General features: G+C 65.9%; 1 protein-coding gene. It reads left to right on the top strand.

What is annotated here, in order from left to right; all coding sequences use genetic code 11:
* Nucleotides 1-7629: non-ribosomal peptide synthetase (locus QQ25_RS29585; RefSeq protein WP_039382887.1), on the top strand; the 7629-nt coding region annotated here is incomplete at both ends.

Genomic DNA, 7629 nt, shown 5'->3' with positions numbered 1-7629 from the left:
GCCCGTTACAGGTCGGGTCGGGTGTGGTGCCGATCGGTGTGCCGGTGCCGGGTGCGGCGTTGTTCGTGTTGGATCGGTGGTTGCGTCCGGTGCCTGCGGGTGTGGTGGGTGAGTTGTATGTGGCCGGTCGTGGTGTCGGGTTGGGTTATGTGCGGCGCGCGGGATTGAGTGCGTCTCGGTTTGTGGCCTGTCCGTTCGGCGGGGTGGGTGCCCGGATGTATCGGACCGGGGATCTGGTGTCGTGGGGTCCGGATGGGCAGTTGCGGTATGTCGGGCGTGCTGATGAGCAGGTCAAGATTCGTGGTTATCGCATCGAATTGGGTGAAATTCAAACAGCTTTGGCTGATCTGGATGGTGTCGATCAGGCGGTGGTGATCGTTCGGGAGGATCGTCCGGGTGACAAGCGTCTCGTCGGCTATGTCACCGGCGCGGCTGACCCGGCAGATGTGCGGGCAGCGCTGGCGCAGCGGTTGCCGGCGTACATGGTGCCCGCCGCGGTCGTGGTGCTCGATGTGCTGCCGTTGACGGTCAACGGCAAGCTCGACAAACGCGCCCTGCCCGCACCCGAATACACGGGTGACAGATATCGGGCCCCGAGCACTGCCACCGAAGAAGTATTGGCGGATATCTACGCCCAGGTCCTCGGCCTGGACCGCGTCGGTATCGATGACTCCTTCTTCGACCTCGGCGGCGACAGCATCATGGCGATGCGGGTCGTGTCGGCGGTCAACATGACCTTGGACGCCGGTCTGGCGGTGCGCACGCTTTTCGATTCGCCGACGGTGGCGCAGTTGGCGCCGCATGTCGGCGAAGATTCGGACCGGCGCGCGCCCTTGGTGGCGGGGGAGCGTCCTCGTCTGATTCCGTTGTCCTTCGCGCAACAGCGGCTGTGGTTCCTCAACCGGTTCGAGGACGGGGCGGCGACATACAACATGCCGATCGCGTTCCGCATCAACGGCGCACTGGATCTCGGCGCGCTCGATGCGGCTCTCGACGACGTGATCACCCGTCACGAATCGCTGCGCACGGTGTTCCGCGATGTCGACGGGGTGCCGTCGCAGAAGGTGCTGCCCGCGCAGCCGGGGCTGTGGCGGCGCGGCGGCCCGGCAATGGTGCAGGTTGCAGAAGGGGACCTGGCCGGCGAATTGACTGCCCTGGCGGGCTACACGTTTGACTTGGCCAGTGAGATCCCGATCCGGGCCCAGATCTATGCCCTGGGACCCGAACGGTTCGTTCTCGGAATCGTCTTGCACCACATCGCCTTCGACGGCTGGTCGATGGCGCCCATGGCCCGGGACGTGAGCGAGGCGTATCGGTCGCGCACCCTCGGCCGGGCCCCCGCCTGGTCACCGCTGCCGGTGCAGTACGCCGATTACACGCTGTGGCAACATGGTTGGCTGGGATCCGAGTCCGATCCCGACAGTGTGCTCGCCAGCCAGTTGACCTACTGGCGTCGGGAATTGGCCGACCTCCCCGAGGTGGTGTCGCTTCCAACGGATCGTCCGCGTCCGCCCGCGCTCAGCTATCGCGGCGACGCGATTGACCTGTGCATCGATCCCGAGTCCTGGGCGGGAATCAAAGCGGTCGCCACGGCGCACAACGCAACGGCGTCGATGGTGTTGCAGGCCACGATCGCGGTCGCGCTGCACCGGGCCGGCGTCGGCGACGACATCGCACTGGGGACCCCGATCGCCGGTCGTACGGACCAGGCCCTTGATGAGCTGGTCGGCTTCTTCGTCAACACCTGGGTGCTACGGCTGGGCGTTGACCCTGCGCTGTCGTTCAGCGAAGTGTTGGAACGTGTGCGACAGAAGGCACTTGATGCCTACGCGAATCAGGATGTGCCGTTCGAGCTGTTGGTTGAGCGGCTCAACCCGACGCGCTCCACATCCCACCACCCGCTGTTCCAGGTGGCATTGGCATTCCAGAACAACGTGCGCCCCGAAATCCAACTGGACGACCTCGATGTCGAGCCGGTCACCGCCGATATCCGTACCGCCCGGTTCGACCTTGAATTTGACCTGCGAGAAATATCCAGCGGGGACTCCAGTGCGCTGTTCGAACTGAAGGCAGCGCCTGACGAAGGCCGCGGTGCGCTGATGGCGGCCGGCACGGTCGCCTATGCCACGGATCTGTATGACCGATCCAGCGTCGAGCGGTTGGTGGGTTGGTTCAGCCGCGTGGTCGACGCTGTGGTGGCCGATTCGTCGGTGGTCGTGGGTGAGATCGGCCTGCTGGATCACGATGAGCAGGATCGCGTGCTGCACAAGTGGTCTGGTGCTGAGGTGAGCCCGCCGGTGGGATTGGCGCAGGATTCGCTGGCTGCGGCGGTTGCCGCTGACCCGGACGCCATTGCGGTGATAGATGGGACGCGCGAGCTGTCCTACCGGGAGCTGGATGAGGACTCGAACCGGTTGGCTCGGGCGTTGATCGAGGCGGGCGTAGGCCCTGAGCGTGCCGTCGGTGTGGCTATCAGTCGCTGCGCGGAGTTGGTGATCGCCTGGTGGGCAGTGCTCAAGGCCGGCGGGGTGTACGTGCCGGTCGATCCCGGCCACCCGGCCGAGCGGATCGCCACGGTACTGGACACCGCCGAGGCTGTATGCGTGCTCACGCGCGGCATGGGCGGGCTCGAAGGGACCGACGGCCACCTCGTCATTCCGCTTGAAGTGGTCGATCTGTCCGGGTACAGCGCCGAGCGCGTCACTGATTCGGACCGGTTGTCCCCGTTGGATATCGACGATGCGGCGTATGTGATCTTCACGTCGGGGTCCACGGGTACGCCGAAGGGTGTGGCGATCAGCCACGCCGGTGTGCTGGGTGTGGCAGCTGCGCACCACGATCTGCTCGGCGTGGCCCCGCAGTCTCGGGTGTTGATGGTGGCCGCGCCGACGTTCGATGCCTCGGTCTTCGAGTGGCTGTGGGCGGTGGCGTCGGGAGCGGCGTTGGTGGTGGCTCCGCCGGATTCCTACGCCGGCGAGGCATTGGCCGAGGTTCTGGCGGGTCAGCGCGTCGACGCGGCTCTGATCACGCCGACCGTGTTGGCCACGCTGGACCCGACTCAAATCGACGGCTTGGATACGTTGGTCACGGGTGGTGAGGCGTGTCCGGCGGAGTTGGTGGCCGCGTGGGCACCCGGTCGGCGGATGTTCAATGCGTACGGACCGACCGAGGTGACGATCTGGTCGACCTGGAGCGCGCTCTCGGCCGGGGAGCCGGTACGCATCGGCGCCCCGGTACCGGGCACCTGCGCGCTGGTGCTGGATGCGCGGCTGAACCCGGCCCCGGTTGGGGTGGTCGGTGAGTTGTATCTCGCCGGACCCGCAGTGGCGCGTGGTTATGTGGGCCGCCCCGATCTGACGGCGGATCGGTTCGTGGCCAACCCCTTTGGCGCTCCGGGGACGCGGCTGTATCGTACCGGCGACCTCGTGCGCTGGACCGATACGGGCTGTCTGGAATACCGGGGACGCGCCGATGCTCAGATCAAGCTGCGGGGGCAGCGTCTGGAACTGGGCGAGATCGAGAACACCCTGCTGACGTGCCCGAAGGTCACGCGTGCGGCTGCGGCCGTGCATCGGGGCAGCACCGGTGTCGATCACCTGGTCGGCTACATCGCCCTCGAGCAGACCAGCAGCGCCGACCACGACGCCGATGTCGTCGACCAGTGGCAAGGCATCTACGACGAGCTCTATGATGCCGACCTCGACACGGTCGAGTTCGGCAACGATTTCCGGGGGTGGAACAGCAGCTACACGGACGATCCGATCCCGCTCCAGGAGATGGAGGAGTGGCGCTCGGCCACCGTGGACCGGATCCTGGCGCTACGGCCGCAGCGCGTGCTCGAGCTCGGCGTGGGATCGGGCTTGTTGCTCTCGCAGCTCGCTCCGAAGTGCGTGGAGTACTGGGGGACAGACTTTTCCGCACCGACCATCCAGAAGCTGCAATCGGCGGTGGTCGGCCACCCGTGGGGAGATCGGGTGCATCTGCTCACCCGACCGGCGCACATGACCGAGGAGCTGCCGCAGAACCGGTTCGACATGGTGGTGATCAACTCGGTGGTCCAGTACTTCCCGAGCGCCGGGTACCTGGCCGAGGTGATCGACAAGGCAGTGGATCTGCTTGCGCCGGGTGGCACATTGTTCGTCGGCGACGTGCGCAACCACAGTCTGCAGGCCGCATTCCAGACCGGTATTGCGCTGGCGCGCAGCCGGAACGGCACCGATACCGACGAGATCCGCCAGCGGGTACAGCGTGCGATGCTGGGCGAGCCCGAGCTACTGCTGGCCCCGGAGTTCTTCACCACCTGGGCAGCCGACCACCCATCGGTGGGCGGCATCGCCATCCAGGTCAAACGTGGTGAAGCCGACAACGAGCTGAGCCGGTACCGCTACGACGTGATCATCCACAAGTCGCCCACCCAGGTGTGCTCGCTGACCAGTGCCCCGAACTGGACGTGGACCGATTGTGCGGGCCTGAGTGGACTGCAGGCCGAGCTGACGGCTCAGCAACCGTCCACCGTGCGGGTCAGTGGCATTCCCCGTGCCGGGGTGATCACCGATGTGGTGACCGAACAAGCTTTGAGCGCCGGACTTCCCATCGTGGAGGCGCTCGTCCACGCCGACACCGGCGCCGCCGATGCCGTCGTCACACCCGAAATGGTGTACCGGCTCGGCGAGGCGGCCGGATACCACGTCGCGGTCACCTGGGGCGCACAACCCGGAACACTGGACGCCGTCTTCATCGCCACCTCCGACGGGCAGGCCCTGCCGGCGCTCACCGATCTATACCAGCCCGCCACCGACTCCCGGCAGCGCGGCGGCTATGCCAATGACCCGCACACCAACTCGAAGGTCACCGCGGTCCGTCAATGGTTGGCCGATCGGCTGCCCGAATACATGGTGCCGTCCCAGATCGTGGTGCTCGACGAGTTTCCGCTGACCTCTTCGGGCAAGATCGACCGTAAGGCCCTTCCTGAACCCACCTTTGTCGCCACCTCCTTCCGTGCGCCCGAGACCGATATGGAAAAGATCGTCGCCGAGGTGTTCACCGAGGTCCTGGGACTCGGCAGGGCGGGGCTCGATGACGATTTCTTCGTCCTCGGCGGCGATTCGCTGATCGCCATCCGGGTCTGTGCGCGCCTACGGTCCGCTCTCGGTCGGGATGTGCCGGTCCGCTACCTGTTTGACGCGCCCACGGTCGGGGGGCTGGCCGACTATCTGAATCGGCACCACGACGGCGTGGCCCGGCCTCCGCTGACCGCGCGGCATCGTCCGGCGATGGTCCCGTTGTCGTATGCCCAGCAACGGTTGTGGTTCCTGGAGCAGTTGCACGGTCCGTCGCCGATCTACAACATGGCGGTGGCGCTGCGGCTCCGGGGACGCCTGGACGCTGACGCGCTCGGCGCCGCGCTGGCAGACGTCGTGGGCCGGCAGGAGAGCCTCCGCACCGTGTTCACATCGTCCGACGGGGTACCGCAGCAGGTTGTCCTCGACGTTGAGCGAACTGTCCCGGGGTGGCGAATCATCGACGCCGGCGGATGGCCCGCAGGCCGCCTCGACGAATCAATCGGTGATACGGCGCGTCACAGTTTTGACCTCACAACCGAGATCCCGATCAAGGCAACGCTTTTCCGTATCGACGAGAACGAGCACGTGCTGGCGGCGGTCGTCCACCATATCGCCGCCGACGGCTGGTCGGTGACCCCTCTGGTCATCGATCTCGCGACTGCGTACGCCAGTCGGTGTGCGGGGGAGGCGCCGGATTGGGATCCCCTGCCGGTGCAGTATGCCGATTACACGCTGTGGCAGCAGGAGTGGTTGGGATCCGTTTCCGACCCCGACAGCGTCATCAGCGGCCAGCTGAGCTACTGGGAGGGCGAGCTGGCGGAGCTGCCGGACCGGTTGGAGCTGCCAACGGACCGGCCGTACCCGCCCGTGGCGGACTACCAGGGCTCCAGTGTGACGGTGCAGTGGCCGGCCGACCTGCAGCAGCAGATCGCACGGGTGGCCCGCGAACGTGGCGCGACGAGTTTCATGGTTGTCCAAGCGGCGCTGGCGGCGCTGATGGCCCAGATGAGCGCGAGCACTGATGTGGCCGTGGGGATTGCGTCTGCCGGCCGGGGGGAGCCCGCGCTCGACGACCTGGTGGGCTTCTTTGTCAACACGTTGGTGCTGAGGGTGGACGTGGCCGGTGACCCCACGGTTGCCGACCTGTTGGACCAGGTGCGGCGGCGGAGTTTGGCGGCGTTCGAGCATCAGGATGTGCCGTTCGAGGTGCTGGTGGATCGGCTCAATCCGACGCGGAGCCTGACCCATCATCCGCTGGTGCAGGTCATGCTGACATGGCAGAACCTGCCGTGGCAGCACAGTGATCCCGCTGCCGCGCTGACGTTGGGTGACGTTGGGGTCACCCGGCTGGAGGCTGAAACTCAGACTGCCCGTATGGATCTGGTGTTCTCCCTGGCCGAACGTTTCAACGACGCCGGCACACCGGCCGGTATCGAAGGATCCGTCGAGTTCCGCACCGACGTGTTCGACTCGGCCACCATCGAGACCTTGATCGAGCGGTTACAGCGGTTGCTGGTGGGGATGACGGCCGATCCGACCCAGCGGTTGTCAGCGGTGGACGTGCTCGATGCGGCTGACAGCGCCCGGCTGGATCAATTCGGTCATCGAGCGGTGTTGACCGGGTCGGTGGTGGAGTCTTCGATTCCGGCGTTGTTCGCCGCGCAGGTGGAACGGACTCCGGATGCGGTGGCGATCAGTTTTGAGGGTCGTTCGATGTCGTATCGGGAGTTGGATGAGGCGTCGAATCGGTTGGCGCACTTGCTGGTTGTCGAAGGAGCCGGCCCGGGGACCTGTGTCGGCCTGATGATGAGCCGTTGTGCCGCCGCGGTTGTCGCGATCTTGGGCGTTCTGAAGTCGGGTTCGGCGTATCTGCCGATTGATCCTGTGGTCCCTGACGCGCGTGTCGAGTTCATGCTGACCGATTCCGGGCCGGTCGCGGTGATCACCACGACCGACCTCGCCGAGCGAGTGCGCGGGAGCGGCGTGTCCGTGATCGACATCGGGGATCCCCGGATCGATTCTCAGCCCGGTACTCCTCTGAAGGAGGGCCCCGCCTCTGATGACGTGGCCCACATCATCTACACGTCGGGAACGACCGGTGTTCCCAAAGGTGTTGTGGTCACTCATCAGAATGTGACGCGGTTGTTCGATGGGATGGATGTCGGTATCGAGATCGGCCCGCAGCAGGTGTGGGCTGCGTGTTCGTCGCTGGCCTTCGATTATTCGGTGTGGGAGATCTGGGGTGCACTGCTGCACGGCGGGCGACTGGTGGTGGTGCCCGAGCAGACCACCCGCTCACCGCAGGAGCTGGAGGCGTTGGTTGTTGGCGAGGGTGTGACGGTGTTGAGCCAGACGCCTTCTGCAGTGGGCGTTTTGGATCCGGAAAAGCTGGAAACGGTGTCGGCGTTGATGGTCGCGGCCGAAGCGTGTCCGCCGGATGTGGTGGATCGTTGGGCGTCGGGTCGGGTGATGATCAATGGTTACGGTCCGACGGAGACGACGGTGTATGCCACGATCAGCGCCCCGTTACAGGTCGGGTCGGGTGTCGTGCCGATCGGTGTGCCGG

The organism is Mycolicibacterium setense, from assembly GCF_000805385.1.
In the GTDB taxonomy this organism is placed as follows: Bacteria; Actinomycetota; Actinomycetes; order Mycobacteriales; family Mycobacteriaceae; genus Mycobacterium; species Mycobacterium setense.
This window is presented reverse-complemented; position numbering and strand designations above follow the sequence as displayed.